General features: G+C 68.3%; 23 protein-coding genes and 1 pseudogene. 14 read left to right on the top strand and 10 right to left on the bottom strand.

Annotation, left to right across the window (positions count from 1 at the left end; all coding sequences use genetic code 11):
- Positions 1-45: 45 nt before the first annotated feature.
- Positions 46-789: an SAM-dependent methyltransferase gene (locus AC3IPP_RS15910; protein ID WP_489149649.1), complete on the bottom strand. Its 744-nt coding sequence runs from the start codon at positions 787-789 to the stop codon at positions 46-48.
- Between the two features lie 205 nt (positions 790-994).
- On the opposite strand from AC3IPP_RS15910, the gene AC3IPP_RS15905 reads away from it, so the two are divergent.
- The 6 genes from AC3IPP_RS15905 (at position 995) to pnp (ending at position 6467) form a co-directional block, all read left to right on the top strand.
- Positions 995-1525 carry a hypothetical protein gene (locus AC3IPP_RS15905; protein WP_489149648.1) on the top strand — a complete coding sequence of 177 codons (531 nt, stop codon included), beginning with the start codon at positions 995-997 and terminating at the stop codon, positions 1523-1525.
- 15 nt (positions 1526-1540) lie between these two features.
- Positions 1541-2245 (top strand): DUF2459 domain-containing protein, encoded by a 705-nt coding sequence (locus tag AC3IPP_RS15900; RefSeq protein ID WP_489177423.1) that lies wholly within the window; start codon positions 1541-1543, stop codon positions 2243-2245.
- A gap of 65 nt (positions 2246-2310) precedes the next feature.
- Positions 2311-2763, top strand: coding sequence for a 30S ribosome-binding factor RbfA (gene rbfA, locus AC3IPP_RS15895; protein ID WP_087139708.1), 453 nt, complete (start codon positions 2311-2313; stop codon positions 2761-2763).
- 3 nt (positions 2764-2766) lie between these two features.
- Positions 2767-3699 (top strand): tRNA pseudouridine(55) synthase TruB, encoded by a 933-nt coding sequence (truB, locus tag AC3IPP_RS15890; protein ID WP_489149646.1) that lies wholly within the window; start codon positions 2767-2769, stop codon positions 3697-3699.
- Positions 3700-3711: 12 nt separating this feature from the next.
- On the top strand, positions 3712-3981 hold the full coding sequence (gene rpsO / locus AC3IPP_RS15885; RefSeq protein WP_024354282.1) for a 30S ribosomal protein S15: 270 nt from the start codon (positions 3712-3714) through the stop codon (positions 3979-3981).
- A 257-nt stretch (positions 3982-4238) separates the two neighbouring features.
- The gene (pnp, locus tag AC3IPP_RS15880) at positions 4239-6467 is read left to right on the top strand and encodes a polyribonucleotide nucleotidyltransferase (RefSeq protein WP_313575793.1); all 2229 of its coding nucleotides are present in this window, start codon (positions 4239-4241) and stop codon (positions 6465-6467) included.
- Positions 6468-6746: 279 nt separating this feature from the next.
- Here the strand turns inward: pnp and AC3IPP_RS15875 are convergent, their stop codons facing one another.
- The gene (locus tag AC3IPP_RS15875; protein ID WP_489149645.1) at positions 6747-7121 is read right to left on the bottom strand and encodes a hypothetical protein; all 375 of its coding nucleotides are present in this window, start codon (positions 7119-7121) and stop codon (positions 6747-6749) included.
- Between the two features lie 68 nt (positions 7122-7189).
- The gene (gene rph / locus AC3IPP_RS15870) at positions 7190-7915 is read right to left on the bottom strand and encodes a ribonuclease PH (RefSeq protein WP_087139716.1); all 726 of its coding nucleotides are present in this window, start codon (positions 7913-7915) and stop codon (positions 7190-7192) included.
- A gap of 115 nt (positions 7916-8030) precedes the next feature.
- Between rph and hrcA the strand changes: the two genes are divergently transcribed.
- Positions 8031-9125 (top strand): heat-inducible transcriptional repressor HrcA, encoded by a 1095-nt coding sequence (hrcA, locus tag AC3IPP_RS15865; protein WP_087139718.1) that lies wholly within the window; start codon positions 8031-8033, stop codon positions 9123-9125.
- Positions 9126-9166: 41 nt separating this feature from the next.
- A complete protein-coding gene (gene grpE, locus AC3IPP_RS15860; RefSeq protein WP_489151072.1) occupies positions 9167-9736 on the top strand; it encodes a nucleotide exchange factor GrpE in 570 nt (189 codons plus the stop codon).
- 107 nt (positions 9737-9843) lie between these two features.
- On the opposite strand, the gene AC3IPP_RS15855 is transcribed toward grpE, so the two are convergent.
- Both AC3IPP_RS15855 and AC3IPP_RS15850 read right to left on the bottom strand, forming a co-directional pair.
- Entirely contained in the window at positions 9844-10749 is a 906-nt protein-coding gene (locus AC3IPP_RS15855) for a dienelactone hydrolase family protein (RefSeq protein ID WP_489149644.1), read from the bottom strand.
- Between the two features lie 73 nt (positions 10750-10822).
- Positions 10823-11468: pseudogene (locus AC3IPP_RS15850) on the bottom strand (alpha-ketoglutarate-dependent dioxygenase AlkB).
- Between the two features lie 282 nt (positions 11469-11750).
- Between AC3IPP_RS15850 and dnaK the strand changes: the two are divergent.
- The 3 genes from dnaK (at position 11751) to dapB (ending at position 15804) form a co-directional block, all read left to right on the top strand.
- Entirely contained in the window at positions 11751-13658 is a 1908-nt protein-coding gene (gene dnaK, locus AC3IPP_RS15845; RefSeq protein WP_489149643.1) for a molecular chaperone DnaK, read from the top strand.
- A gap of 191 nt (positions 13659-13849) precedes the next feature.
- On the top strand, positions 13850-15058 hold the full coding sequence (gene dnaJ, locus AC3IPP_RS15840) for a molecular chaperone DnaJ (RefSeq protein ID WP_489149642.1): 1209 nt from the start codon (positions 13850-13852) through the stop codon (positions 15056-15058).
- The gene (gene dapB, locus AC3IPP_RS15835; protein ID WP_489149641.1) at positions 15055-15804 is read left to right on the top strand and encodes a 4-hydroxy-tetrahydrodipicolinate reductase; all 750 of its coding nucleotides are present in this window, start codon (positions 15055-15057) and stop codon (positions 15802-15804) included. The genes dnaJ and dapB overlap by 4 nt, the downstream gene beginning before the upstream one ends.
- Positions 15805-15867: 63 nt before the next feature.
- Here dapB and AC3IPP_RS15830 read toward each other — a convergent pair whose 3' ends face one another.
- The 3 genes from AC3IPP_RS15830 to coaBC are packed head-to-tail and all read right to left on the bottom strand — an operon-like array spanning position 15868 to position 18006.
- Positions 15868-16269 carry a BLUF domain-containing protein gene (locus tag AC3IPP_RS15830; RefSeq protein WP_489149640.1) on the bottom strand — a complete coding sequence of 134 codons (402 nt, stop codon included), beginning with the start codon at positions 16267-16269 and terminating at the stop codon, positions 15868-15870.
- 47 nt (positions 16270-16316) lie between these two features.
- On the bottom strand, positions 16317-16766 hold the full coding sequence (gene dut / locus AC3IPP_RS15825; RefSeq protein ID WP_489149639.1) for a dUTP diphosphatase: 450 nt from the start codon (positions 16764-16766) through the stop codon (positions 16317-16319).
- Between the two features lie 16 nt (positions 16767-16782).
- Complete coding sequence (coaBC, locus tag AC3IPP_RS15820) at positions 16783-18006, bottom strand: bifunctional phosphopantothenoylcysteine decarboxylase/phosphopantothenate--cysteine ligase CoaBC (protein WP_489149638.1); 1224 nt, start codon at positions 18004-18006, stop codon at positions 16783-16785.
- 132 nt (positions 18007-18138) lie between these two features.
- Here coaBC and AC3IPP_RS15815 point away from each other — a divergent pair, with 132 nt between their 5' ends.
- On the top strand, positions 18139-18648 hold the full coding sequence (locus AC3IPP_RS15815; RefSeq protein WP_087139733.1) for an S-type pyocin family protein: 510 nt from the start codon (positions 18139-18141) through the stop codon (positions 18646-18648).
- Between the two features lie 10 nt (positions 18649-18658).
- Here the strand turns inward: AC3IPP_RS15815 and AC3IPP_RS15810 are convergent, their stop codons facing one another.
- Positions 18659-19522, bottom strand: coding sequence for a glutamate racemase (locus AC3IPP_RS15810; protein WP_087139734.1), 864 nt, complete (start codon positions 19520-19522; stop codon positions 18659-18661).
- 121 nt (positions 19523-19643) lie between these two features.
- Between AC3IPP_RS15810 and AC3IPP_RS15805 the strand changes: the two genes are divergently transcribed.
- Together AC3IPP_RS15805 and AC3IPP_RS15800 are read left to right on the top strand one after the other, a co-directional pair.
- On the top strand, positions 19644-21827 hold the full coding sequence (locus tag AC3IPP_RS15805; RefSeq protein WP_087139736.1) for a M3 family metallopeptidase: 2184 nt from the start codon (positions 19644-19646) through the stop codon (positions 21825-21827).
- Between the two features lie 185 nt (positions 21828-22012).
- Positions 22013-22978, top strand: coding sequence for a magnesium and cobalt transport protein CorA (locus AC3IPP_RS15800; RefSeq protein ID WP_087139738.1), 966 nt, complete (start codon positions 22013-22015; stop codon positions 22976-22978).
- On the opposite strand, the gene ppc is transcribed toward AC3IPP_RS15800, so the two are convergent.
- Complete coding sequence (ppc, locus tag AC3IPP_RS15795) at positions 22979-25684, bottom strand: phosphoenolpyruvate carboxylase (protein ID WP_489149637.1); 2706 nt, start codon at positions 25682-25684, stop codon at positions 22979-22981.
- Positions 25685-25855: the final 171 nt, after the last annotated feature.

Here is a 25855-nt window from a genome sequence, read left to right as displayed (position 1 = left end):
CTCTCACTGGGTCCCGGCGTCCGCCGGGATGAGCGGGGAAAGGGCTCAGCTCTCGACGGCGGACTGCAGCGCACCGTCGGCGAAGGTCAGGATGAAGCGCTGGGCCGGGGCGGCGTCGTCGGCCTGAAGCTCGACTTCGAGCCGTTCGCCGCTCAGTTCGGCCGTCAGCTTCACCTCGTCCTCGCCAAGCCAGGCGCGGCCGGAGACCTTCTGATAGGTCTGCTCCAACTCCAGGCGGCACGGCGTTCCATCGGCGCGGGTCCAGTCCCATCGGCCCGCGACGGGGGCCGGAACCGTCCATTTGTAGATATAGCCGTCGATAACCTTGACCCGCTCATCAGCCTGCCAGTCGCCCATGTCGAAGGCGTGGGAGACGATGCGGGCGCCGGGCTTCAGCTGGCTGAGCAGGCGCGGACGAAGCTCCACATTGATCGATTGCAGCAGATAGAGGCTGACCACGGTGGCCGGGCGGATATCGACGGCGAAGAGGTCTTCCTCGATGAAGTCGACCAGATGCTCGACCCCGGCCCAACCGGCGCACTCTATGGCGTCGGCGATCCGCACCGGGTCGATGTCGACGCCGACGCCGCGCGCGTCGCGATCACGAGCGGCGGCGATGACGATGCGCCCGTCGCCTGAACCGAGATCGTACAGCCGGTCATTGGGGCCGACGCCTGCCAGGCTCAGCATGGCCTCGACCGTATCCTCCTCGGTCGGGACGAAGGGCACGGCGAGATAGTGGTCCGGGTCCAGGGCGTAGTTGTCGATGTCGAAGGGGTCTCTGAACACGGTCTTGGATCATGCAGCGGGGGAGGGGGCGCCATCATGACGGATCGACCGCCGTCTTTCCACTGGATGGGACCGGGCGGATGGGGCCGGGTGGATGGGATTGGGCCGGTCGTGCGCCTGGGCCGCATTGGAGGCTTCATCTGAAGCCCGCTTGGCCTTAGGGTTCGGCCCAATCGCGTCGGGGGGCGCTAATGAATGGGCCGCCATGCCTCGTCCTAGTCTGTCTATGCTTCTGATCGTCGCCAGCCTGGGCACCCTCGCGACGCCGGCGCTGGCCGACACCCGGTTCCTGTCCTTCGACGCACGCGACCGCGCCACCCAGACCCTGACGCGCGGGGTGACGCTGGAGGTCGAGCGCGGCTGGTTCGGCGCCACCTCGGTGAAGAACCTGTTCTCCTCGACCTCGCGCGGATCGGCCCGGTTCGCGCGCGGCGGACCGGATCAGGTGCGGCGCGTCCTGCCGCAGGGGGCGGCGGACGGCGGAGTCTACAGCATCACGACCGACGGCGACGGCCGCGCCCTGTCGCGGGCCCTGTGCCCCGGTTCCGAGGAAGCCTTCATCGTCGTCGGGCGGGTGCGCGCCGGTCACCCCCTGACGATCGAGACGGTCGGGCGTTGGGCTGACGGCCAGTACCGTCACTGCGTGACCCTGAACTACGACTATCGCGGCGAGTGGGCGACGATGCAGGGCTCTTCGCCGGCTCGCGACGTTCCCGCCGCTTTCGGGACCAACTAGGGGAGCGGCGCAGGGGTGTTGATCCGCTGGAGCCTCGCTGTCCTGATCGGTCTGCTGGCCGGGGTATGGACGGCCGAGCGGCCGGGCGACCCCGCCCTGTTCCCCCCCGGAGCGTCGGAGGCAACGGTCGTCGTCCACCTGCTGGACAACGGCTTTCACACCGACCTGGCCGTGCCGCGCACGGCGCTGGCGGCGGGCGACGACGCCCTGGCGCGGGCGGTGCGCGCCCTGCCGTCGGGCGACTGGGTGCGGGTCGGCTGGGGCGACTCCGTCTTCTATGTCGAGCAGGGACCGATCAGCGCCCGCCTGCCCGACGGAGCGCGGGCCTTCTTCAAGCCAGGCGGCAATCCGTCCGTGGTCATGCTGGACCCCGACCCGATCGATCCGGCGCTGTTTCCCGAGCCGGGGCGGGCGACGATGCGCCTGTCGCCCCAGGGCTTCGCCGCCTTGCGGGCGCGAGTGGCGGCGTCGTTGCGACTGGATGACGGAGGCCAGGCTGTGGTTTCGGCGCAGAGAGACGGCGACGACGCCGTCTTCTACGCCAGCCGCGAGACCTTCTGGGCCGGACATCTGTGCAATCACTGGACGGCCGAGGTGCTGAACGCGGGCGGCCTGTCCATGCCGATGGCCCGCAGCCTGACATCGGGCGCGGTGATGCGGGCGGCGCGCACCGCCGAACAGCGCGCGGCGGAACTGGACTTGAACGACGCAGGCGACTAGACCCCGCCCCTTCGCGTTCAAGAGCCGGCGTCCGATCCCCGGCGGCGCGAGCAGGAGGAGCCTAGATGGCCCGCAAGCAACACACCCGCAACGCCAGCGGCCCGATGGGGCCGTCGCAGCGCCAGCTGCGCGCCGGCGAACTGATCCGCCACGCCCTGGTCGACGTCATGCGCGAGCATGAGATCCACGATGAGGCCCTGGTCGGCGTCTCCGTCACCGTGACCGAGGTGCGGATGAGCCCGGACCTGCGCCACGCCACCTGCTTCGTCGAGCCCCTGGGCGCCGGCGTCGACGCGGCCGAGACGGCCGGGCAGGAGAGCGCCATCATCAAGGCGCTGAACGAACACGCCAAATTCCTGCGCGGTCAGTTGGGCCGCCGCATCGACATGAAGTTCACGCCTGACCTGAAGTTCCGCCACGACGAGAGCTTCGATACGGCCAGCCACATGGACCGGCTGTTCGCCGATCCGCGCGTGCGCGCCGATATCGAACAGGCTGACGATCAGGGCGAAGACTGAGTTATGGCGCGACGCAAGAAGGGCGACCTCGTCAACGGCTGGGTCTGCCTCGACAAGCCCTATGAGATGGGCTCGACCGAGGCGGTGACGAAGATCCGCCGTCTGTTCAACGCCCAGAAGGCAGGCCATGCGGGGACGCTGGACCCCTTGGCCTCGGGCATTCTGCCCATTGCGCTCGGTGAGGCGACCAAGACCGTGCCCTTCATGATGGAGGCGCAGAAGATCTATCGCTTCACCATCCATTGGGGCATTTCGACCGACAGCATCGACCGCGAGGGCGAGATCATCGCCCGTTCGGACGTGCGTCCCTCGGTCGAGGCGGTGACGGCGGCCCTGCCGTCCTTCGTCGGCGAAATCGACCAGACGCCGCCGGCCTTTTCGGCCGTGCGGGTCAACGGCGAGCGCGCCTATGATCTGGCGCGGGCGGGCGTGGAGGTCGAACTTCAGTCGCGCCGCGTGACCATTCATGAGGCGGCGGTGACGGGCGCGCCCGACGCCGATCACGTCGAGATCACCATGCGGACCGGCAAGGGCGTCTATGTGCGTTCACTGGCGCGCGACCTGGCGATCATGCTGGGCGCGGAGGGGCATGTCTCGGACCTGCGGCGCGAGCGCGTGGGGCCGTTCTCGATCGAGAACGCCGTAACGCTGGATTTTCTGGAAGACTTGGCGCATAAGGGCGCCGCCTTTGAGGGCTTGCTGCCCGTTTCGACCGCTCTGGACGACATCCCGGAGTTGGCCGTGACGGATCAGGACGCCCTCTCTCTGAGGCAGGGACGGCCGATCGTTCTGCTCCCCCGACAGATTGAAACGCTCAAGGCCCGGCTCACCGCCGGCTCGCGGCTGGTTTCGGTCTTCGAGGGCAAGACATTGGTCGCGCTCGGCAATCTCAGGGCCGGTCGGCTTGAACCCGATCGTGTTTTTAACCTCCCATAACGGAGAACTCTGATGTCGATTACGGCTGAACGTAAAGCTGAAGTCATCGCCGATAACGCTCGCTCGACGGGCGACACCGGTTCGGCTGAAGTGCAGGTCGCGATCCTGACGGAACGCATCGCCAACCTGACCGAGCACTTCAAGACCCACAAGAAGGACAACCACTCGCGTCGTGGCCTGCTGAAGCAGGTTTCGCAGCGTCGTCGCCTTCTGGACCACCTGAACAAGACCGACAGCGCCCGCTATCAGGCGCTGATCGCCAAGCTGGGTCTGCGTCGCTAAGGCGCGCCCGGTTGCGGATCGGATAATTCCACGAGGCGCGGGCGGACACGTCCGCGCCTCGTTCCGCTCCTAGACTATGCTTTCCCGTGCGCCGCGGGTCTTACCGGCGCAACCGACGCGAGGGCCTGAAATCCGGTCCTCAATCACCCGTCCGGCCGCGATGATGCGGCCTGGCTAATGGGGACCGCAGGACTGAACGGCCTGCCGCTCCGCACACCCCCGACGGGAATACGCCCGCGGGAGACGAAAGAAGAATAATGTTCGACATCAAACGCAAGACGATCGAGTGGGCCGGACGCCCGCTGACGCTGGAAACCGGCCGCATCGCCCGTCAGGCTGACGGCGCCGTGCTGGCGACCTACGGCGAGACCGTGGTTCTGGCCACCGTCGTCTATGGCCGCCAGCCCAAGCCGGGCCTGGATTTCTTCCCGCTGACCGTCAACTACCAAGAGAAGACGTTCGCCGCCGGCAAGATCCCGGGCGGCTACTTCAAGCGTGAAGGCCGTCCGACCGAGAAGGAGACCCTGGTCTCCCGCCTGATCGACCGCCCGATCCGCCCCCTGTTCGTCAAGGGCTTCAAGAACGAGACCCAGGTCATCGTCACCGTGCTGCAGCACGACCTTGAGAACGATCCCGACATCCTGGGCATGGTCGCCGCCTCGGCCGCCCTGACCATCTCGGGCGTGCCCTTCATGGGCCCCATCGGCGCCGCGCGCGTCGGCCTGATCGACGGCGAGCTGGTGCTGAACCCCGCCATCGACACCCTGGGCGAAAGCGCCCTGGACCTGGTCGTCGCCGGTACGCAAGACGCCATCATGATGGTCGAATCCGAAGCCAAGGAGCTTTCGGAAGAGAAGATGCTCGAGGCCCTGATGTTCGCGCACGCGGGCATGCAGCCGGTGATCGACGCTATCATCGAACTGGCCGAGCACGCCGCCAAGGAGCCGTTCGACTTCCAGGCTGAAGACCACTCGGACGTCGTCGCCTCGATCAAGAAACTGGTCGGCGAAGACATCAAGGCTGCCTACGCTCATCCGGGCAAGTACGAGCGTCGCTCGGGCGTCGACGCGGCCAAGAAGACCGCCGCCGCCGCCCTGGTGAAGACCGACGAAAACCCCGACGGCGTCGACTCGTCGAAGTTCTCGGCTGCGTTCAAGGAATGTGAAGCCGACGTCCTGCGTCGCGACATCATCGAGAACAGCCACCGCGTCGACGGCCGCGCCCTGGACAAGGTCCGCGCCATCGTCTCGGAAGTCGGCGTCCTGCCGCGCACCCACGGTTCGTCGCTGTTCACGCGCGGCGAAACGCAAGCCCTGGTCGTCGCCACGCTCGGCACCGGCGAGGACGAGCAGTACATCGACAGCCTGACCGGGACCTACAAAGAGTCCTTCCTGCTGCACTACAACTTCCCGCCCTATTCGGTCGGTGAAGCGGGCCGCATGGGCTCGCCGGGCCGTCGCGAAATCGGTCACGGCAAGCTGGCCTGGCGCGCCATCCGTCCGATGCTGCCGACCCGCGAGGACTTCCCCTACACCATCCGTCTGGTGTCGGAGATCACCGAGTCGAACGGTTCGTCCTCGATGGCCACGGTCTGTGGTTCGTCGCTGGCCCTGATGGACGCCGGCGTGCCGCTGGTCCGTCCGGTCTCGGGCATCGCCATGGGTCTGATCCTGGAGCCGTCGGGCGAGTTCGCCATCCTGTCGGACATCCTGGGTGACGAAGATCACCTGGGCGACATGGACTTCAAGGTCGCGGGCACCTCGGAAGGCATTACCAGCCTTCAGATGGACATCAAGGTCGCCGGCATCACCAAGGAGATCATGCAGCAGGCCCTGACGCAGGCTTCGGCCGGTCGTCTGCACATCCTCGACGAAATGTCGAAGGCGATGGAAGCCCCGCGCGCCGAACTGGGCGAGTTCGCGCCCAAAATCGAATCCATCAAGATCGCGGTCGACAAGATCCGTGAAGTGATCGGTTCGGGCGGCAAGGTCATCCGCGAGATCGTCGAGAAGACCGGCGCCAAGGTCGACATCGGCGACGACGGCACCATCAAGATCGCCGCCAACGAGCAAGAGAAGATCGAAGCCGCCAAGGCCTGGATCCAATCGATCGCCTCGGAGCCGGAAGTCGGCACCATCTACACCGGCAAGGTCGTGAAGGTCGTCGACTTCGGCGCCTTCGTGAACTTCTTCGGCGCCAAGGACGGCCTGGTCCACGTGTCCCAGATCGCTCTGGAGCGCGTCGCCAACCCGGCCGACGTCCTGTCGGAAGGCCAAGAGGTCAAGGTCAAGTTCCTGGGCTTCGACGATCGCGGCAAGACCAAGCTGTCGATGAAGGTCGTCGATCAGGAAACCGGCGAGGACATTACCGACAAGATCAACGCCGAGCGCGCTGAACGCGGTGAAGCCCCGCTGTCGGAAGACACCGGCGGCCGTCCCAAGGGCGACCGTAACGGCGGCGACCGCGGCCGTCGCCGTCGCGACTAAGCCTCGGCCTCACGGCTGAAATGAAGAAGACCCCGGCGGAGCGATCCGCCGGGGTTTTTTTTGTGCGCTATCGCTTGCGACGCGGCGGCTCGCTGCTGGAGCGCGTCTTCTCCCTCCCCGTCCCGGGGAGGGTGGCCGAGCCCGTCAGGGCGAGGTCGGGTGGGGGCGACGAGGCTGTTCAAACGCTGAGGCCAGGATCGCCAAGCCCTCCCCATCCGGTCTCCGCTTCGCTCCGACCACCCTCCCCGGGACGGGGAGGGAGAGGCGCGGCGTGTCGAGTCAGCCCTGGCACTCTTTCGGCGGGGGTTCGCCGTCGCGGGTCCACATCGCGCAGGAACGGTCGATCTCGCCCTGGATCAGGTCGCAGGGGTTGGAGGCGTGGCAGGGCGGGCGTGTGGCGGGGCTGACGGCGATACAGCGCTGGACAAGACGGGCGGAGGCCGCTTCGCCCAGGGCCTCAACGCAGGGGCGTTCGTCGAGCGGAACCGATTGGGGCGCCATGTCCGGGCCTTCGGGCAGGCGGGCCTCGGGTTCGCGGGCCGGGGAGGGCGCTGGCGTCGGGACCGGCGCGGGGGCTGGCGGTTCAGGCCGCGGCTGGCAGGCGACTAAAAGCCCGCTCAGGATCAGGCAGGCCAGAAGGGACGGTCGGGTCATGTGCGAGCTTTCGGATCGGGGTTCGCCTTAGCAACGACGATGGTCCCGATCCGGCTCCAGCAAAAGCCTTATCGGCGCGCGGCCTCCACGGCGGCGCGCTGTAGGGCGAACAGTTCGGTGCAGCCGATCTCGGCCAGTTCGAACAGGCGGTCGAACTCGGCCCGGCTGAAGCCGCGCTTCTCGCCGGTGGCCTGGATCTCGACGATCTGACCGGCGCCGGTCAGGACGAAGTTGCTGTCGGCCTCTGCGGTGGAGTCTTCCTCATAATCGAGGTCCAGCACCGGCAGATCCTTGAACACGCCGCAGGACACGGCCGCCACCTGGTCCAGAATGGGGTCGGTCGTCAGAACGCCTTCGTCCTTAAGGTAGTTGAGGGCCGAGGCCATCGCCACCCAGGCGCCGGTGATGGAGGCGGTGCGGGTGCCGCCGTCGGCCTGGATCACGTCGCAGTCGATCAGCACCTGACGCTCGCCCAGCGCCTTCAGGTCGACCACGGCGCGCAAGCTGCGGCCGATCAGGCGCTGGATTTCCTGGGTGCGGCCCGACTGCTTGCCGGCGGCGGCTTCACGACGGCCGCGGGTGTGGGTGGCGCGGGGCAGCATGCCGTATTCGGCCGTGACCCAGCCCTGGCCGGTGTTGCGCATCCAGCCCGGCACCTTCTCTTCGATCGAGGCCGTCACCAGCACCTTGGTATGACCGAAGGACACCAGGCACGAGCCCTCGGCGTAGCGGTTGACGCCGGTTTCCAGCGTGACGGTGCGGAGTTGTTCGGGGGTGCGTTCGGACGGGCGCATGGGAATTCCTTGGAAGCGGGATGGCGCGTGCTTATCCTGAAACCATGAGCCTGTCCCGCCCTGACCCGTTTGCGGTGTGTCTTCGGTCCGTCCTGACGGGGCGGAGGGCGGCGCCATGAGCCTGCTGCACCCTTCGCCGGGCCTGGCGACGCTGGATGCGCGGGCGCGCGACATCTTCCGGCGCGTGGTCGAGACCTATCTGGAGACGGGCGAGCCGGTGGGGTCGCACACCCTGTCGCGCGCCGGGCTGGACCTGTCGCCCGCCTCGATCCGCAACACGATGCAGACGCTGACGCAGGCGGGGTTGCTGGCCTCGCCGCATTCCTCGGCCGGGCGGGCGCCGACCCATGCGGGGCTGCGGCTGTTCGTGGACGGCCTCTTGGAAGTCGGCGACATCGGTCAGGAGGAACGGCGCGAGATCGACGCCCGGCTGGCGGTGCTGGGCGCCAAGGGCGGCGGCCGCAATGTCGAGGAGGCGCTGGATGCGGCGTCGTCGCTCCTGTCGGGTCTGGCGGGCGGGGCGGGCATCGTCGCCAGCCCGGTGCGCGAGGCGGGGGTGCGCCATGTCGAGTTCGTGGCTCTGGGCGGCGGGCAGGCGCTGGCGGTGCTGGTCGCCGACGACGGGGTGGTCGAGAATCGGCTGATGAACCTGGCGCCCGGCGTCACCCCCTCGACCCTGCAGGAGGCGTCCAACTTCCTCAGCGCGCGGCTGAAGGGGCGCCCGCTGGCCGAGGCCCGGCATGAGATGAAGGCCGAGATGGAGGTCGCCCGGCGCGACCTGGACGCCGCCGCCGCGCGCCTGGTCGAGGACGGGCTGGCCGCCTGGAGCGGCGGCGCGGGCGGCGCGGGCCATGACCGCAACCTGATCGTGCGGGGGCGCGGCAATCTGTTGCAGGACGCCCGCGCGGCGGAGGATCTGGAGCGGGTGCGCGTCCTGTTTGACGATCTGGAGCAGAAGGAACAGCTGATCGGCCTGCTGGACGACGTCGGCGCGGCCCAGGGCGTGCGCATCTATATCGGCGCGGAAACGCGACTCTTTTCGCTTTCGGGTTCCGCCGTGATCGCGGCGCCCTATATGTCGGGCCGGCAGCGGGTGCTGGGCGCCATCGGCGTCATCGGGCCCGCGCGGTTGAACTACGCCCGTGTCATACCGTTGGTGGACTATACCGCCCGGGTGCTGGGCCGGATTCTGGACGGACAAGAGACGTGAACGACATCAACGACGAGACGCGGGATCAACTCGAGCAGAACATCCACGAGGCTGACCTCGCGCCTGAAGGCGACGAGACCGCCGTGGTCGACGCCCTGATCGCCGAGCGCGATCAGTGGAAGGATCGCGCCCTGCGCGCCGTGGCCGAGGCCGAGAACGTCAAGCGCCGCGCCGAGACGCAGCAGAATGACGCCCGCGCCTACGCCATCCAGCGCTTCGCCAAGGATCTGCTGGGCGTGGCCGACACGCTGGAGCGCGGCCTGGCGACGGCGCCCACGGACGCCGACGGCCCGGCGGCCGCCATGCTCACGGGGCTGGAGCTGACGCAGAAATCCCTGCTGTCGGCCTTTGAGGCTAACGGCCTGACCCGCGTCGATCCGGCGCCGGGCGACGCCTTCGATCCACACCTGCATCAGGCGATGATGGAGCAGCCCTCGGACACCGTGCCGGGCGGCGCTGTCATCCAGACGCTGCAGCCGGGCTACGCCCTGTTCGGCCGCACCGTGCGCGCGGCCATGGTGGTGGTCGCGGCCAAGGGTTCGGGCCCGGCGGCGGGCGGCGCCTATGCCGACCCCAATACGACCGGCGGGAATTTCGACGCCAAGGCCTGAGCGGCTTTTGCGCGCTGAAACGACGACGGCCCGGCGCAGACGCGCCGGGCCGTTTTCTGTTTGCCTGTATAGTCTGCTCGTCGACCGGGGGTGAGCGGGTGGAGAGGTCAGCCCTTTAATCTCGAGTTGAACAGTTCGAGCAGCCGCCGCCAGCCGTCCTTCGCGTCCGCCTCGCGGTAGGAGACGCGATAGTCGGCGTGGAAGCCGTGCGGGGCGTCGTCGTAGAGGATGATCTGGCTGTCGGTCCGGCCGGCGGCCTCCAGGGCGTCGTTCATCGCCTTGACCGTATCGTTGGGAATGCCGCTGTCCGCGCCGCCGTAGAGGCCCAGCACGGGGGCCTTCAGCTCGCTCGCCAGGTCGATGGGCCAGGGGTGGCCGGCCGCCTTCTGTTCGTCGGTCGCCGTGGCGGCGGGGGACAGGCGGCCGTACCAGGCGACCCCCGCGTCCAGCGTCGGGAAGCGGGCCATGGCCTGCCACACCACCTTGCCGCCCCAGCAGAAGCCGGTGATCCCGACCCTGTCGGCCTTCGCCCAGGATTGCGCGCCGATCCAGTCCAGCCCGGCGCCGATGTCGCCCATGACCTGGTCGTAACGGGCGGCGCCGACGATGCGCATGATGGCCTGCATGTCGCTGAGCGGGGCTGGGTCCTGGACGCGGACGAAGAAGGCGGGCGCCACGGCTGCATAGCCGGCCTTGGCCAGGCGGCGGCAGACGTCGCGGATGTACTCGTGCACGCCGAAAATCTCAGACACCACGATCACGACGGGAAAGGGGCCAGAGCCAGCGGGGCGGGCGACATAGGCGGGCAGGGCGAAGCCGTCGGGCGCGGGATAGGTCACGTCCTGCGTGACCAGGTCAATCGCATCGGTCGCGATCGGCTGGGCCGACTGGCTGAGGGCGGCGGGGGCGTAGGCGGCGAAGAACAGCCCGCCCGCTGTCGCCACGCCCAGGCTGCGGCGGCTGGGGGCGATCTGGTCGGGGCTCAGGCCCTCGGGCCGGGTGATCAGGGTCATCGCGGGTCTCCGGTCGGCGCTGTGGAAGGCGTGACAGTGCCCCGGCTTTTTGCGCGCCGTCGAGTCTTTCCGCCTAACCTGCGACCCGTAGGGTCAGGTTGACCCGTCCCCCGCCCGGCAGCAGCCGCGACGAGCCCGCCAGCAGCCGGTCGACGCCGTGGCGCGCCAGCCGCGCGGGTCCGGTCAGGGCGCAGACGTCGCCGGAGGCCAGGCGCACGCTGCGGGTCGCGCCGCCTTCGGCCGGGCCTATGCGGAACACCGCCGTGTCGCCCAGGGAGATCGACAGCACGGGCGCTGTCAGATCGCGCTCGTCCCTGTCCTGATGCAGGCCCATCTTCGCCTCCCTGATAGAGGTTGACCAGGCAGGCGTCTGGCGGGCTCGGCCAGCCGGTCAGCGCGTCCCACAGGCTCAGAAGCCGGGGCGGGATGGCGGGCCAGGGGGCGCCGGTCGATGGGTGGGTCGGCTGATAACGATAGCCTGCGCGGTCCGACACCCAGCCCAGGGCGCCGAAATTACTCATTCGCACCGAGAACGGCCGCCCGCCGGGCGTCGTCGGGCGATAGAGGGGCGCCGCCTCCAGCCCCCGCCGCACCTCGGCCAGCAGTTCGGCCTGTTCGGCGGCGTCCAGCAGACTGGGCCACAGGCGAAAGCCGGGCAGGGCGGTCGGCGCTTCCCTGATCTCTTTTCTGGACGGTTGCAGGGGGTTTTGCGGGATCATCAGCCGAATTTAGCGGCGCCGCGCCGCCTTGTCCGCCATAAGGCGCGGAATCGGCCCGGAACCGGGCGGAAGGCCTTGCAGCCCCTGCGGTCTTTCCCATATCCGAGCCAACCCGGCGATAACCCCCAAATCCTTAGGGGCTTGCCCGCCGACCCCATCCACCGCCGAACCGGGCGTCGTCCGGCGCGGCATGATTTCAAAAGCCCATCTGGGGGCGGTCACGCGCGGCGCTTGATCCAAGGCCGCCGCATCGCCCGCCGCAAGGAGTGAAAAGACAAGCCCATGGCCAAGATCATCGGCATCGACCTCGGCACGACCAACTCGTGCGTCGCCGTCATGGACGGCAAGAACCCCAAGGTCATCGAGAACGCCGAAGGCGCCCGCACCACCCCGTCGGTGGTCGCGATCCAGGACGGCGGCGAGATTCTCGTCGGCCAACCCGCGCGCCGCCAGGCGGTGACCAACCCCGCCAACACCTTCTTCGCCATCAAGCGCCTGATCGGCCGCAATTTCGATGACCCGGTGGTGGCCAAGGACAAGGGCATGGTGCCCTTCGAGATCGTCAAGGGCCCGACCGGCGACGCCTGGGTTCAGGCCCACGGCAAGGACTATTCGCCCCAGCAGGTCTCAGCCTACACCCTGGGCAAGATGAAGGAGGCCGCCGAGGCCTATCTGGGCGAGAAGGTCACCCAGGCCGTCATCACCGTTCCCGCCTATTTCAACGACGCCCAGCGTCAGGCGACCAAGGACGCCGGCAAGATCGCCGGCCTGGAAGTCCTGCGCATCATCAACGAGCCGACCGCGGCCGCCCTGGCCTACGGCTTGGAGAAGAACGACGGTCAGAAGATCGCCGTCTACGACCTGGGCGGCGGCACCTTCGACGTCTCCATCCTGGAGATCGGCGACGGCGTGTTCGAGGTGAAGTCGACCAACGGCGACACCTTCCTGGGCGGTGAAGACTTCGACATGCGTCTGGTCGACTACCTGGCCGACGAGTTCAAGAAGGAGCAAGGCGTCGACCTGCGCTCCGACAAGCTGGCCCTGCAGCGCCTGAAGGAAGAGGCCGAAAAGGCCAAGAAGGAGCTGTCCTCGACGACCCAGTACGAGGTCAATCTGCCGTTCATCACCATGAACGCTTCGGGCCCGCTGCACCTGAACATCAAGCTGTCGCGCGCCAAGCTGGAAGCCCTGGTCGACGACCTGGTCCAGCGCACCATCGAGCCCTGCGCCAAGGCGCTGAAGGACGCGGGCCTGAAGGCCTCGGACATCGATGAAGTGGTGCTGGTCGGCGGCATGACCCGCATGCCGATGGTTCAGGAAGCCGTGAAGAAATTCTTCGGCAAGGAGCCGCACAAGGGCGTGAACCCGGACGAGGTCGTGGCTTTGGGCGCCGCCGTTCAGGCCGGCGTGCTGCAAGGCGACGTCAAGGACGTGCTGCTGCTGGACGTGACCCCGCTGACGCTGGGCATTGAAACCCTGGGCGGCGTGTTCACGCCCCTGATCGAGCGCAACACGACGATCCCGACCAAGAAGGCCCAGGTCTTCTCGACCGCTGACGACAATCAGTCGGCCGTGACGATCCGCGTCTTCCAGGGCGAGCGCCCGATGGCCGCCGACAACAAGGTGCTGGGTCAGTTCGACCTGATGGGCATTCCGCCCGCGCCGCGCGGCATGCCGCAGATCGAGGTCGCTTTCGACATCGACGCCAACGGCATCGTCCACGTGACGGCCAAGGACAAGGCGACGAACAAGGAACAGTCGATCCGCATCCAGGCCAACGGCGGCCTGTCGGACGCCGACATCGAGAACATGGTCAAGGAAGCCGAGGCCAACGCCGCGGCGGACAAGGCCCGCAAGGAACTGGTCGAGGCCCAGAACGGCGCCGACAGCCTGGTCCACTCGACCGAGAAGGCCCTGGCCGAGCACGGCGACAAGATCGACGAAGCGACCAAGGCGACCATCCAGTCGGCCCTGGACGACCTGAAGTCGGCCAAGGACGGCACGGACCCCGAGGCCATCCGCGAGAAGACCAACACCCTGGCGCAGGCTTCGATGAAGCTGGGCGAAGCCATGTACGCCGCCCAGCAGGGCGGGGCTGACGGCGCCGCTGAAGACCAGCCCGCCGACGACGGCGTGGTCGACGCCGAGTTCGAGGAAGTCTCGGACACGGACGAGAAGAAGGACGCCTAAACCGGCGCCTCGCTGATGTTCGGCCCCGCTTGCCAGACGGCAGGCGGGGCCGTTTCATGAAACTTGCATCATTCGACCGGGCGCCCATGTCATCAGGCAGGCCGTCGGTCATCCGCGAACGGAACGCCTCCAGATCAAGAGAGGCCGAACAGCACCCTGGCGCGGCGGGAAAGTAAGAGGACGAACGCCTGATGGCGCAACGTGACTATTACGAGATTCTGGGAGTCGAGCGGACGGTCGACGCCGTCGTGCTCAAGAGCGCCTATCGCAAGCTGGCGATGGAGCACCATCCGGATCGCAACGGCGGCTCCGAAGAGTCTGTGGCCCGCTTCAAGGAAATCTCCGAGGCCTACACCGTCCTGTCGGACGAGCAGAAGCGTGCGGCCTATGACCGTTTCGGCCACGCGGGCGTGGGCGGCGGCGCGGGCGGCGGCAATCCCTTCGGCCAGGGCGGCGGCCAGGGCTTCCACGACATCAACGACATCTTCTCCCAGGTCTTCGGCGACGCCTTTGGCGATGCGTTCGGCGGCCGGGGCGGCGGGCGCCAGCAACAGAGCGGACCGCGCCGCGGCTCGGACCTGCGCTACGATCTCGAGATCACGCTGGAGCAGGCCTACAAGGGCGCCGAGGTCGAGATCGCCATCCCGACCCTGATGAGTTGCGAGGTCTGCGACGGCTCCGGCGCCAAGGCGGGCACCAAGCCGAGCATCTGCTCCACCTGCGGCGGCGCCGGGCGCGTACGCCAGGCCAACGGCTTCTTCCAGGTCGAGCGCACCTGTCCCCGCTGCGGCGGTTCAGGCGAGATGATCGCCGATCCCTGCACCACCTGCCGCGGCCACGGCCAGGTCCGCAAGACCCGCAAGCTCAGCCTCAAGGTCCCGGCGGGCGTGGACGACGGCTCGCGCATCCGCCTGTCGGGCGAAGGCGAGGCGGGCCAGCGCGGCGGGCCGCGCGGCGACCTCTATGTCTTCCTGTCGGTGCTGCCGCACGAACTGTTCGAGCGCGACAACCTGGACCTGCTGGTCACGGTGCCTGTGCCGATGACGGTGGCGGCCCTGGGCGGGGCTGTCGATGCGCCCTGCCTGATCTCCGAAGCCTGCGACGGCAAGTGCAAGGCTCCGGTCGAGGTGCCTGCCGGCGCGCAGACGGGCAAGACCGTCCGCATCAAGGGCAAGGGGATGCCGCATCTGAACGGGCGCGGCCGTGGCGATCTGGTGGTCGAACTGTTCGTCGAGACGCCGACCGACCTGAACGCGCGCCAGAAGGAGCTTCTGGCGGAACTGGCGGCCTCGCTGGGCGAAAGCCAGACCCCTCGCAACACCAGTTTCGCGGGCAAGGCCAAGCGCTTCTGGGCCGACATTCTGGGCGGCGACGCCGATAATCCGAAAGAGACCGCGTGAGCGACATCTTCCACGCCGGCATCTCCGGCGCCCGGGGCCGTATGGGCCGCGCTGTTTCGCAAGTTCTGGACGCCCGTGAGGACGTGGTGGTGGCTGCGCGCTTCGATCGCGGCGAGACCGTCGACCTGAAACTGTGCGACGTCATCATCGACTTCTCGACGCCCGAGGCTTCGGTCGCCCTGGCCAAGGCCTGCGCTGCGGCGGGGGGACCGGCCCTGGTGGTCGGCTCAACCGGCCTGACGCCGGAACAGGAGGCCGAGATCGAGGCCGCCGCCGAGAAGATCGCCATCGTCATGAGCGGCAACTTCTCGCTGGGCGTGAACATCCTGATCGGCCTGGTTGAGCATGCGGCCCTGCGGCTGGATGCGCGCGACTGGGACATCGAGGTGCTGGAGACCCACCACCGGCGCAAGGTCGACGCCCCTTCGGGCACCGCCCTGATGCTGGGCGAGGCGGCCGCCAACGGTCGTGGCCGCGACCTGAAGGAACTGCGCAGCGCCCCCTATGACGGCATCACCGGCCCGCGCGAAACGGGCAAGATCGGCTTCGCCTCCCTGCGGGCTGGCGGGGTGATCGGCGACCACACCGTCATGTTCGGTTCGGAAGACGAGATGCTGACCCTGTCGCACTCGGCCATGGACCGCAGCCTGTTCGCCAAGGGCGCCGTGGCCGCCGCCGCCTGGGTGCGCAACCGTCGCCCCGGCCTTTATGACATGCAGGACGTGCTGGGCTTCCGCCAAGCATAATGCCTGGAGGCGCTGACGCGCCCCGCGCGGCGGCTCGCTGCTTGAACGCGAATCCGCTTTTCGTCAGGCGGGTTCGGCCAGCAGGGCGCCCATCGCGCCGCGCCAGGCGGTCAGGTCGTCGGAGCGCTGCGCGATCAGGCGGCTGAGGACGCCGCACTGAGCTTGCGCCGGGGCGGTCATGCCCCAGGCAGGGAAGGCGCGGCGTTCGATGCGTCCGCGCGCCATGACCTCGATCTCTTCATGCCGCTCGTCGAAATGCAGATGCAGCATCAGGATGTCGAGCGCGCTGGGCGAGCCTTCGAGAACCTGAACGAACACCCCGTCCTGCAGCGCCAGCGCCCCCGTGACGCCGTTGCGGGCGTTGAGGAAGGCGGCGACGTGGACGATGTCGACCATCGCCGCCGCCTCGTCGTCCGGGGCCAGTCGCGAGCGGCTGCAATAGACGAGTTGGTCCAGCGTGTTCATGACGCCACGCTAGGGCCTTATCTCCGAGGATGAAAGTGAGGCTTTCGTCAACGCCCGGTTGAGCCGAAGCCGCCGGCGCCGCGCGTGGTCTCATCCACCGCCTCGACCTCGACCATCCGGGCCTGCTCATAGCGGGCGATGACCATCTGGGCGATGCGGTCGCCGCGCTTGATCTCGAACGGCAGCTCGCCGTGGTTGATCAGGATGACCCCGACCTCGCCGCGATAGTCGCTGTCGATGGTGCCCGGCGAATTGGGCGCCGAGATGCCGTGCTTGAGCGCCAGGCCCGAGCGCGGGCGCACCTGGGCTTCATAGCCCGGCTCCAGCGCGATCTTCAGCCCGGTAGGGATCAGCTTGCGCTGACCCGGCTCCAGCACCACGGTCTCGCCTTCGCTGATGGCGGCGCGCAAATCCATGCCCGCCGAACCGGCGGTCTCATAGGCGGGCAGGGCCAGTCCCTGCGCGTGAGGCAGGCGTTCGACGCGGATGGTGGTCATGACGGGGAGGTCTCTTCTAGGCCTTGAAGTGATCGGCGATGCGTTGGGCGAGCTTCCTCGCCACTTCGGTCTTGGACTGGCGCGGCCACGGCTCGTCGCCGTTTTGCGTGAACAGGGTCACGGCGTTGCCGTCCGAGCCGAACACCTCGTCAGACACGTCGTTGCCGACGATCCAGTCGCAGCCCTTGCGCGACAGCTTGGCGCGGGCGTTGGCTTCGAGGTCGCTGGTCTCGGCGGCGAAACCGACCACCAGCTTCGGGCGGCGCGGGCCGGGGGCGGAGACGCCCGCCAGAATGTCGGGGTTCTCGATCAGGGCCAGCGACGGCGGGCCGCCGGGCGCCTTCTTGATCTTGCCTGAGGCGACGCCGTCCACGCGCCAGTCGGCGACGGCGGCGCTCATCACGGCGATGTCGGCGGGAAGAGCGGCTTCGACGGCGGCTTTCATCTCGGTGGCGGCCTCGACCCAGACGCGGGTCACGCCGACGGGCGCATCCAGCGCCACCGGGCCGGAGATCAGCGTCACCTGCGCCCCCAATTCGGCCAGGGCGGCGGCGACGGCGTAGCCCTGCTTGCCGCTAGAACGGTTGGTCAGGCCGCGCACCGGGTCGATCGGCTCGAAGGTCGGTCCGGCCGTGACCACGGCGGTCCGGCCTGTGAGCGGCCGTCCGTCCGGTCCGGCCAGCAGGCGGGCGATGGCGTCGAAGATGATCGGCGGCTCGGCCATGCGGCCCGGCCCGAACTCGCCGCAGGCCATGATGCCGTCGTCCGGCCCGACCACGGCCATGCCGTGGAAGCCGTCGAAGCTCTTCAGCCGCTCGACATTGGCCTGCACCGCCGGGTGCAGCCACATGCGGACATTCATCGCCGGGGCCAGCAGCACCTTCTTGTCCGTGGCCAGAAGCGTGGTCGAGGCCAGGTCGTCGGCCATGCCGTTGGCCGCCTTGGCGATCAGCCCGGCCGTGGCGGGCGCCACCACCACCAGATCGGCCCAGCGCGACAGTTCGATATGGCCCATGGCGGTTTCGTCTTCCGGCATGAACAGGTCCTGCCGCACCGGATGGCCGGTCAGGGCCGCCAGCGACATGGGGGTGACGAACTCGGCCCCGGATCTGGTCAGGACGGTCATCACTTCGGCGTCCGCCTTCCTGAGCAGGCGGATCAGCTCCAGCGCCTTATAGGCGGCGATGCCGCCGCCGACGATCAGCAGGACCTTGCGGCCGGAAAGCGAGGGTGCGGTCATGCTGGAATCTGTAGCCGCGTCGCGTGACGGCGTCGAGACAAAGCCGTCTGGCTAGCGTCCGCGCAAATGGAACATTGTCAGAACAAAAATCTTGTGCCTAACTGTGTTCGACGAGATGCGGGGAGGGTTTCCATGCGGATGCGGGTGACGGCGGTGCTGGCCGCGACGGTGCTGGCGCTGGCCGGGTGCGACAACGGCGGCTCGGCGGTTGAGACACGCGAGAGAAGCGCGGCGGAGCCGGTGGGTCTTCTGGCGGCCGAGGCGGTCGAAGATACGGTCGACGCCCCGGTCGAGGCGGCCAAGCCGCCCGTCACCGCCAACCGGCGCGAGACCGCCGACGCCAAGGTGCAGAGGCTTTATGAGCGCAACGGCGCGGCCTTCGGCGCCAAGTCGGCCGACGACTACCTGCAGAAGGTGCGGGCCTTCACCGAGGAAACGCCGAAGGGAACCGAAACGGTCAAACGACCGAACGGCGACACGCTCTTCTATCAGGCCTCGACCAACACCTTCGCCGTGGTGGACCGCAACGGGGTGCCGCGCACCATGTTCAAACCGGACGACGGTCCGACGTATTGGGCCGAACAAAAGGAGCGGGCCCCGACCTTCGGCCAGCGTCGCAACGCGTCACGCTCCGCCGAATAGCGGGGTGGTCTCAGACTTGATCGAACGTCAGGGGCGCGCCCCAGAATTGGGCGACCAGATCCGACTGCGGGCCGGGCGTGCCCGTGGTCAGGAAGTCGCGGCGCGACGAAGAGCCGAGGTCGTATTCCGGGTGGCGGTCGAAATAGCGCTCCAGCGAGTCGGCCACGGCGGCGGGCTGGCTGATGACCTGGACGCCGGGCGGCAGGGCCTGGGCGAACAGGTCGGCCACGATCTCATAGTGGGTGCAGCCCAGGATGGCCTTGTCCGGGTGGCGGCCGATGCGGCGGCGCAGGGCGTCGACGTGGTCGTCGACCACCACCTTCAGCTCCTCCGGCGGGGCGCCCAGCTCGATCAGACCGGCTAGACCGGGGCAGGCCTCGGTGAAGACGGCCAGGTCGTCGCGGCGCTTGTCGATCTCGATCTCATAGACCCGGCTCATGGCCGTGGCGGCGGTGCAGAAGACGCCGGTGATGTCGATCGCCTCCTTCTTCTCGCCTTCCAGCCGCCCGTTGCGCTCGGCCTCAAAGGACCAGGGCAGGCCGGTGGCCGCCTCGATGGTCGGGACAATGATGCCCAAGACGTTGACCGGGCGGCCCAGCTTTTCGCGCATGGCCGGGATCCAGGTCTGCTGCAGGCGGCGCAGGGCGATGGCCGAGGCCGTGTTGCAGGCCAGGACGACCACGGAGGCGCCCGCCTCGAACAGGCGTTCGCAGCCGGCGCGCGTCAGCGCGACGATGTCCTCGCCGTTACGCCCGCCATAGGGAGCGTGGGCCTGGTCGCCCAGATAGATGAAGTCCCGCGTCGGAAAGCGGGTCGTGAGTTCGCGGTGGACCGTCAGGCCCCCCACGCCGGAGTCGAAAACACCTATCGCCATGCAGCGGCCTTTAGCCTCGCGGGGTTTCGCCGTCCAATAGTTAGGACTAAACCGGATTTATGCGACGTCGGGGGCCGCTGCGCCGAAGGACGTCCGAAACAGCTATGGTTGGGAGACCTGGATGCACAGACGCCATCTTCTCATCGGGGGCGCGAGCCTCTTCGCCCTGTCGGGCTGCGCCTCGGCCGGGGCCGTGGAGAGCGCCATGAGCGGCGCTGTCGCCGCCCTGACGACCGCCGATGAGGCCCGCATCGCCCGCGCCGTCCTGCCGGCGACCGCGCCGCGCGCCGAGCTTTTGCAGCCCTGGACCGGCCCCTATGAGGGCGTGCCGCCGTGGGACAAGGTGACGGCGCCCAAGATGCGCGAAGCCATCCTGGAAGGCATCGAACTGCAACGCGCCGACATCGCCGCCGTCGCCAACAACGCCGAAGCTCCGACCTTCGCCAATACCTTGGCGGCGATGGAAATGGTCGGCGAACCGCTGGACCGCGCCCTGAACGTGTTCAGCGTCATGACGTCGAACATCGGCGGCGAGCAGTGGGACGTGCTGGAGACCGAGCTGTCGCCGATCCTGTCGGCCGCCTCGGACGAGATCACCTTCAACGAGAAGCTGTTCGCCCGCATCAAGGCCGTGGCTGACGGCGCTGACGCCGCGGGCCTGAACGCCCAGCAGAAGCGTCTGGCCGAGCGCAGCCGCGACGCCTTCGTACGCAACGGCGCCGCCCTGAACGCCGCCGGCAAGGCCGAACTGGGCCGCATCAACACCGACCTGTCGAACGCCTTCACCGGCTTTGGCCAGAAGGTGGTCGCCGACGAGAACACCTGGACGGTCATCGCCAATGAGGCCGGTCTGAAGGGCCTGCCGGACTCGAACAAGGCCGCAGCAGCCGCCGCCGCGCGCACGCGCAACGTTCAGGGCTGGGTCATCGTCAACACCCGCTCCAGCGTCGATCCCTTCCTGACCTTCGCCGATGATCGCGCCCTGCGTCAGCAGGTCTGGACCAAGTTCGCCAAGCGCGGCGACAACAACGACGCCAACGACACCAAGTCGACCATCGCCCGCATCGTCGCCCTGCGTCAGCAGCGCGCCCGCCTGCTGGGCTTCGGCAACCACGCCGAATGGCGCATGCAAGACACCATGGCCAAGACCCCGGCCGCGGCGATGGACCTGATGCAGCGCGTCTGGGCCCCGGCCAAGGCACGCGTCGCCGAGGAAGTCGCCGACATGAAGGCGATCGCCGGTCACGACATCGAGCCGTGGGACTACCTCTACTACGCCGAGAAGGTGCGTAAGGCGAAGTACGACCTCGATCAGAACGAGCTGAAGCCCTACTTCGAACTGCATGCTGTGCGCGCGGCGTCGTTCTACATGGCGGAGCGCCTGTACGGCTTCGTCTTCAAGCCGCTGCCCAAGGGAACCGTCTCGACCTTCGAGCCGGACGTGACCACCTATGAGGTCACCGACAAGGCCACCGGCAAGCTGATCGGCCTGTTCTACGCCGACGACTTCGCCCGTCCGGGCAAGCGCTCGGGCGCCTGGATGACCACCTACCGCTCGTTCTCGCAGCTGACGGGTTCGAAGCCGATCCTGGCCTCGAACAACAACAACTTCGTCAAGGCGCCGGACGGCCAGCCCCTGCTGATCTCGCTGGACGACGCCGAGACCCTGTTCCACGAGTTCGGCCACGCCCTGCACTACTTCTCGTCGGTGGTGACCTATCCCTCGTTCGGCAACACGCCGCGCGACTTCGTGGAGTATCCGTCGCAGGTGCACGAGCATTGGGTGCTGAGCCGCCCGATCCTCGACGGCTATATGAAGCACGTCGAGACCAAGCAGCCGATGCCGCAGGCGCTGGTGGACAAGATCGAGGCCTCCTCGACCTTCAACCAGGGCTACGCCACGGTCAGCTATCTGTCCTCGGCCCTGGTCGACATGGACCTGCATACGCAAGCCACCCCGCCGACCGATATCGACGCCTTCGAGAAGGCCTCGCTGGGCCGTCTGGGCATGCCCAAGGAGATCGTGATGCGGCACCGCCTGCCGCAGTTCAATCACCTGTTCACCTCGGACGCCTATTCGGCCGGCTACTACTCCTACCTGTGGTCGGAAGTGATGGACGCCGACACCTGGGCCTATTTCGAAGAGTCGGGCGACGTCTTCAACCCGGACATCGGTGGCCGCTTCAAGTCGATCATCCTGGCGCCGGGCAACACCACGGATCGCGGCGACGCCTATCGCCAGTTCCGCGGCCGCAACCCGGACGTGGCGGCCCTGCTGAAAGTGCGCGGCTTCCCGGTTTCCTAGTGGCCTATCGGCCTTCGGCCTACTTGAGGCCCGTGGGGTGATAAAGTTGGAGAGGGCCCGGTGGAGCGATCCGCCGGGCCTTTTCTATTTCTGTTGAGGTGGCGTAAGCCTTGGCTGTGTCACGGGCTGCGTCGGGTCGAGAAGGCTGAGCCTTCTGATCGCGGCCCAGCAAAGAAGGAGCGCCCATGAGCGTCGTCGCCTCCTACGTCTATAAAGACGGCAAGCGGGTGCGCGACGCGCCGCTGACGGATCAGGGCCTGGCCCTGGCCAAGGGCGAATACCTGTGGATCGGCCTGCACGAGCCGTCGGACGAGGAGTTCGACGTCCTGGTGCGTCGCTTCCACCTGCATCCCCTGGCGGTCGAGGACGCTCTGACGGCGCACCAGATCCCCAAGCTGGAGGTCTATGGCTCGGAACTCTTCATCGTCGCCCGCACGGCCCAGGCCAAGGGCGACCGCATTCTGTACGGCGAAACCCACGTCTTCGTCGGCCCCAACTACGTCATCACCATCCGTCACGGCTCGGCCCGCGCCCATACCCAGCTGCGCGCCCAGCTGGAAGCCTCGCCGCACCAGTTGAGTCATGGGCCGGACTTCATCCTGCACGGGGTGCTGGATTTCATCGTCGACGGCTACATCCCCATCATCGACGCCATCGAGGACAAGGTGCTGGAGATGGAGCAGGTCGCCCTCGACAGCTTCCTGTCGCGCGCCGACATCACCCGCCTGTTTCAGCTGCGCCGCGAGCTGCTGAAGTTCAGCCGGGTGCTGGGGCCGATGGAGGAGGTCTGCGTCAAGTTGCAGTCGCTGGATCTGCCCTGCATCGACCGCGAGGTGCGGCCCTATTTCCGCGACGTGGCCGACCATGTGCGGCGTGTGTCCAGCCGGGCGGCGGGTCTGCGCGACATCCTGGCCTCGGTGTTCGAGGTGTCCAACCTGCTGGAGCAGCAGCGTCAGGGCGTCATCACTCGCAAGCTGGCCGCCTGGGCCGCCATCCTGGCGACGCCGACGGCGGTGGCGGGCATCTACGGCATGAATTTCGACTACATGCCCGAGCTGCGCTGGACCTATGGCTATCCGGCGGTCCTGGCGTTGATCGTCGCCATCTGCATCGGCCTGTACGTCACCTTCAAGCGGACCCGGTGGCTGTAGTCAGCCGCTGTTCCTGAGGCCCGCCGCCACGCCGTTGATGGCCAGAAGGATGCCGTTGCTGACGCGCGGGTCGTCGTCGCCCGCCCGACGCCGGCGGATCAGCTCGATCTGCACATGGTTCAGCGGCTCGACATAGGGCATGCGCTGGCGGATCAGCCGATCCAGTTCGGGCTGGCCGCCCAGCAGGGCCTGCTGGCCGGTGATCGACAGGACGGCCGCGACGGTGCGGTCCCATTCGGCGCGGATGGCGGCGTAGATGCGTTCGGCCAGGGCGGGGTCGGGGACCAGTCCGGCGTAGCGGCGCGCGATGGCCATGTCGGCCTTGGCCATCACCATCTCCATGTTCTGGACCACGGTGCGGAAGAAGGGCCACGCCTCGGCCATGGCGCGCAGTTCGGCCGGGTCTTCGCCCTGAACCGCCGAGCCGAAGCCGAACCAGCCGGGGAGCATGACCCGCGACTGCGACCAACTGAACACCCACGGAATGGCGCGCAGATCCTCGATGGCGGGGGAGGTGGTGCGGCTGGCCGGGCGCGAGCCGATCTTCAAGTCGGCGATCTCGGCGATGGGGGTGGCGGCGCGGAAATAGTCGACGAAGCCGGGCGTTTCATAGACGAGGGCGCGATAGGCCTTCATCGAGGCCGCCGACAGGCGCGCGGCCGTGGCCCCGTGCTCGGCGCTGTAGCTCGCGTCGGACTGCGGTCCCAGTGAGGCCAGCAGGGTCCCGCAGGTCAGGGCGTCGAGGTTGCGCTGCGCCACCTCCGGCTCGCCGTATTTGTTGGCGATGACCTCGCCCTGTTCGGTGACGCGGATGCGGCCCGCGACGGTTCCGGCGGGCTGGCCCAGCACGGCCGAGAAGCTGGAGCCGCCGCCGCGCCCGACGGCGCCGCCCCGGCCGTGGAACAGTTGCAGCCGCACCCCCGCCGCGCGCGTGACCTCCAGCAGGGCGCGCGAGGCTTCGTGCAGTTCCCAGCCCGAGGTCAGGTAGGAGCCGTCCTTGTTGCTGTCCGAATAGCCGATCATCACCTCCTGCACTCCGCGCGCTTCGGCCACGGCGCGGGCCGAAGGTTCGGCGAGAACGCGTTCCAGCGTGGCGCGAGCGGCGCGCAAGTCGTCGATGGTCTCGAACAGCGGGGCGGCCTGAATGGGACAGGCGCCGGGGGCGGCCGGGTCGTAGAGGCCGACTTCCTTGAGCAGAAGATAGACCTCCAGCATGTCCGAGGCGGCGTCGGTCTTGGACACGATGTGGGTGCGGATCGCCTGGGGGCCGAAGATTGAAAGGGCTTCGGCGGCGGCCTGAAGAATGGCGCGCTCCTTCAGCGTCTCGGGCGCATAGACGGCGTAGGGCGAAAAGAGGGGGCGCGGGCTGGCCAGTTCGCGCGCCAGCACGGCCAGCCGTTTGGCTTCGTCCAGGGCGGCGTAGTCGGGGCAGACGCCCGCGACCTTCAGCAGGTCGGCGACCACGCGCTGATGCACGTCGGAGTTCTGGCGCAGGTCCAGCGTCGCCATGTGGAAGCCGAACACCTCCGCCGCCGTGATCAGCCGCGCCAGCCGATCGTCGGCGAAGACGGCGCCGTGGGTCTGAACCAGACTGTCGTGCAGGATACTCAGATCGGCGCTGAAGGCGCCGGGGCCGTCGTAGGGCGGGACGTCGAAGCGGGCCGGGCGCGGCGTCGGCTCGCCGGTCAGCAGCGGATAGGCGGCCGACAGGCGGGCGTAGATCTGGCTGAGCGCCAGACGATAGGGCTCGTCCGCGCGCTGGATGGAGGCGTCGCCGGACCCTTGCGCCAGGGCGGCCAGTTCGGGCGTGACGCGGGTCAGGTCGATGGACAGGCTGAGCTCGGCGCCCAGGGCGTGCACCTCGTCCAGATAGAAGCTCAGCGCTGCGCGGGCCTGGCTGCGGAAGGCGGCGCGCAGGGTCGTGGCGTCGACATTGGGATTGCCGTCGCGGTCGCCGCCGACCCAGGAGCCGATGCGCACGAAGGGCGCCAGGTCCGGCGCGTCCAGCAGGCGACGCCATTCGGCCAGCTGGGCCGGGGCGACATGCAGGAATATGCGCTGCAGCCAATCGACCACGGTGTCGATTTCGTCCTGCACCACCAGGGCCGAGGCGCGAGTCAGACGCGTGGCCCACAGGATGACGATCTGGCGGCGCAGGGCCGCCTTCAGCGTCTCGGCGTCGCAGGCGATGCCGTCGCGGTCGCAGCCGTCCAGCAGCTCGCCCACCGCCGTGGTGCGATCGATGACGCTCTTGCGGCGCACCTCGGACGGGTGGGCGGTCAGCACCGGCGAGATCAGGGCCTGAGCCAGCAGGTCGCGCACGGCGTCCCTGTCGACGCCCGCCTCGGCCAGACGCTTGAGCGCGCCCTCGGGAGTGTCGGCCCGTTCGCCCGCCTCCGCCTGGGCCTGGGCGCGGCGCTTGCCCGCGCGATCCTCGGCGACATTGGCCAGCAGGGAGAAGGCGGCGAAGCCGTGCGTCAGGCCGATGGCCTGATCCAGCGACAGCTCGCTCAGCAGCCGCTCCAGCTCCGAGGCGTCGTCCGAGGCCGGGTCGCGGTGATAGGCCACCGAGGCCTGCCGCACCGCCTCGATGCGGTCGTAGAGATCCTGACCGCCCTCGTCGCGGATCACCTCGCCCAGCAGGGCGCCCAGAAGCCGGACCTCCGCGCGGAGGCGGTCATGGGGAAAGTCGGGAGCCTGGGTCATGGTCGTCTCTCAGCGGGGAGGCCGGACAGGAACCGTATCAGTGGAATCCGAGCGCGCCAGTCCATGCTGCAACGCAGAAACCCTTTGTGTGGTCGCGTTGTCGCGGGCGCCATGATCTTCTCCCTTCCCTCTCGATGGGGGAAGGGACGGGGATGGGGGTGTCGGCGCGAG

The sequence above is a fragment of the Brevundimonas sp. KH_060 genome, from assembly GCF_057838275.1.
Note: the sequence above shows the minus strand (reverse complement) of the source record. Positions and strands in the feature narration are given on the sequence as shown.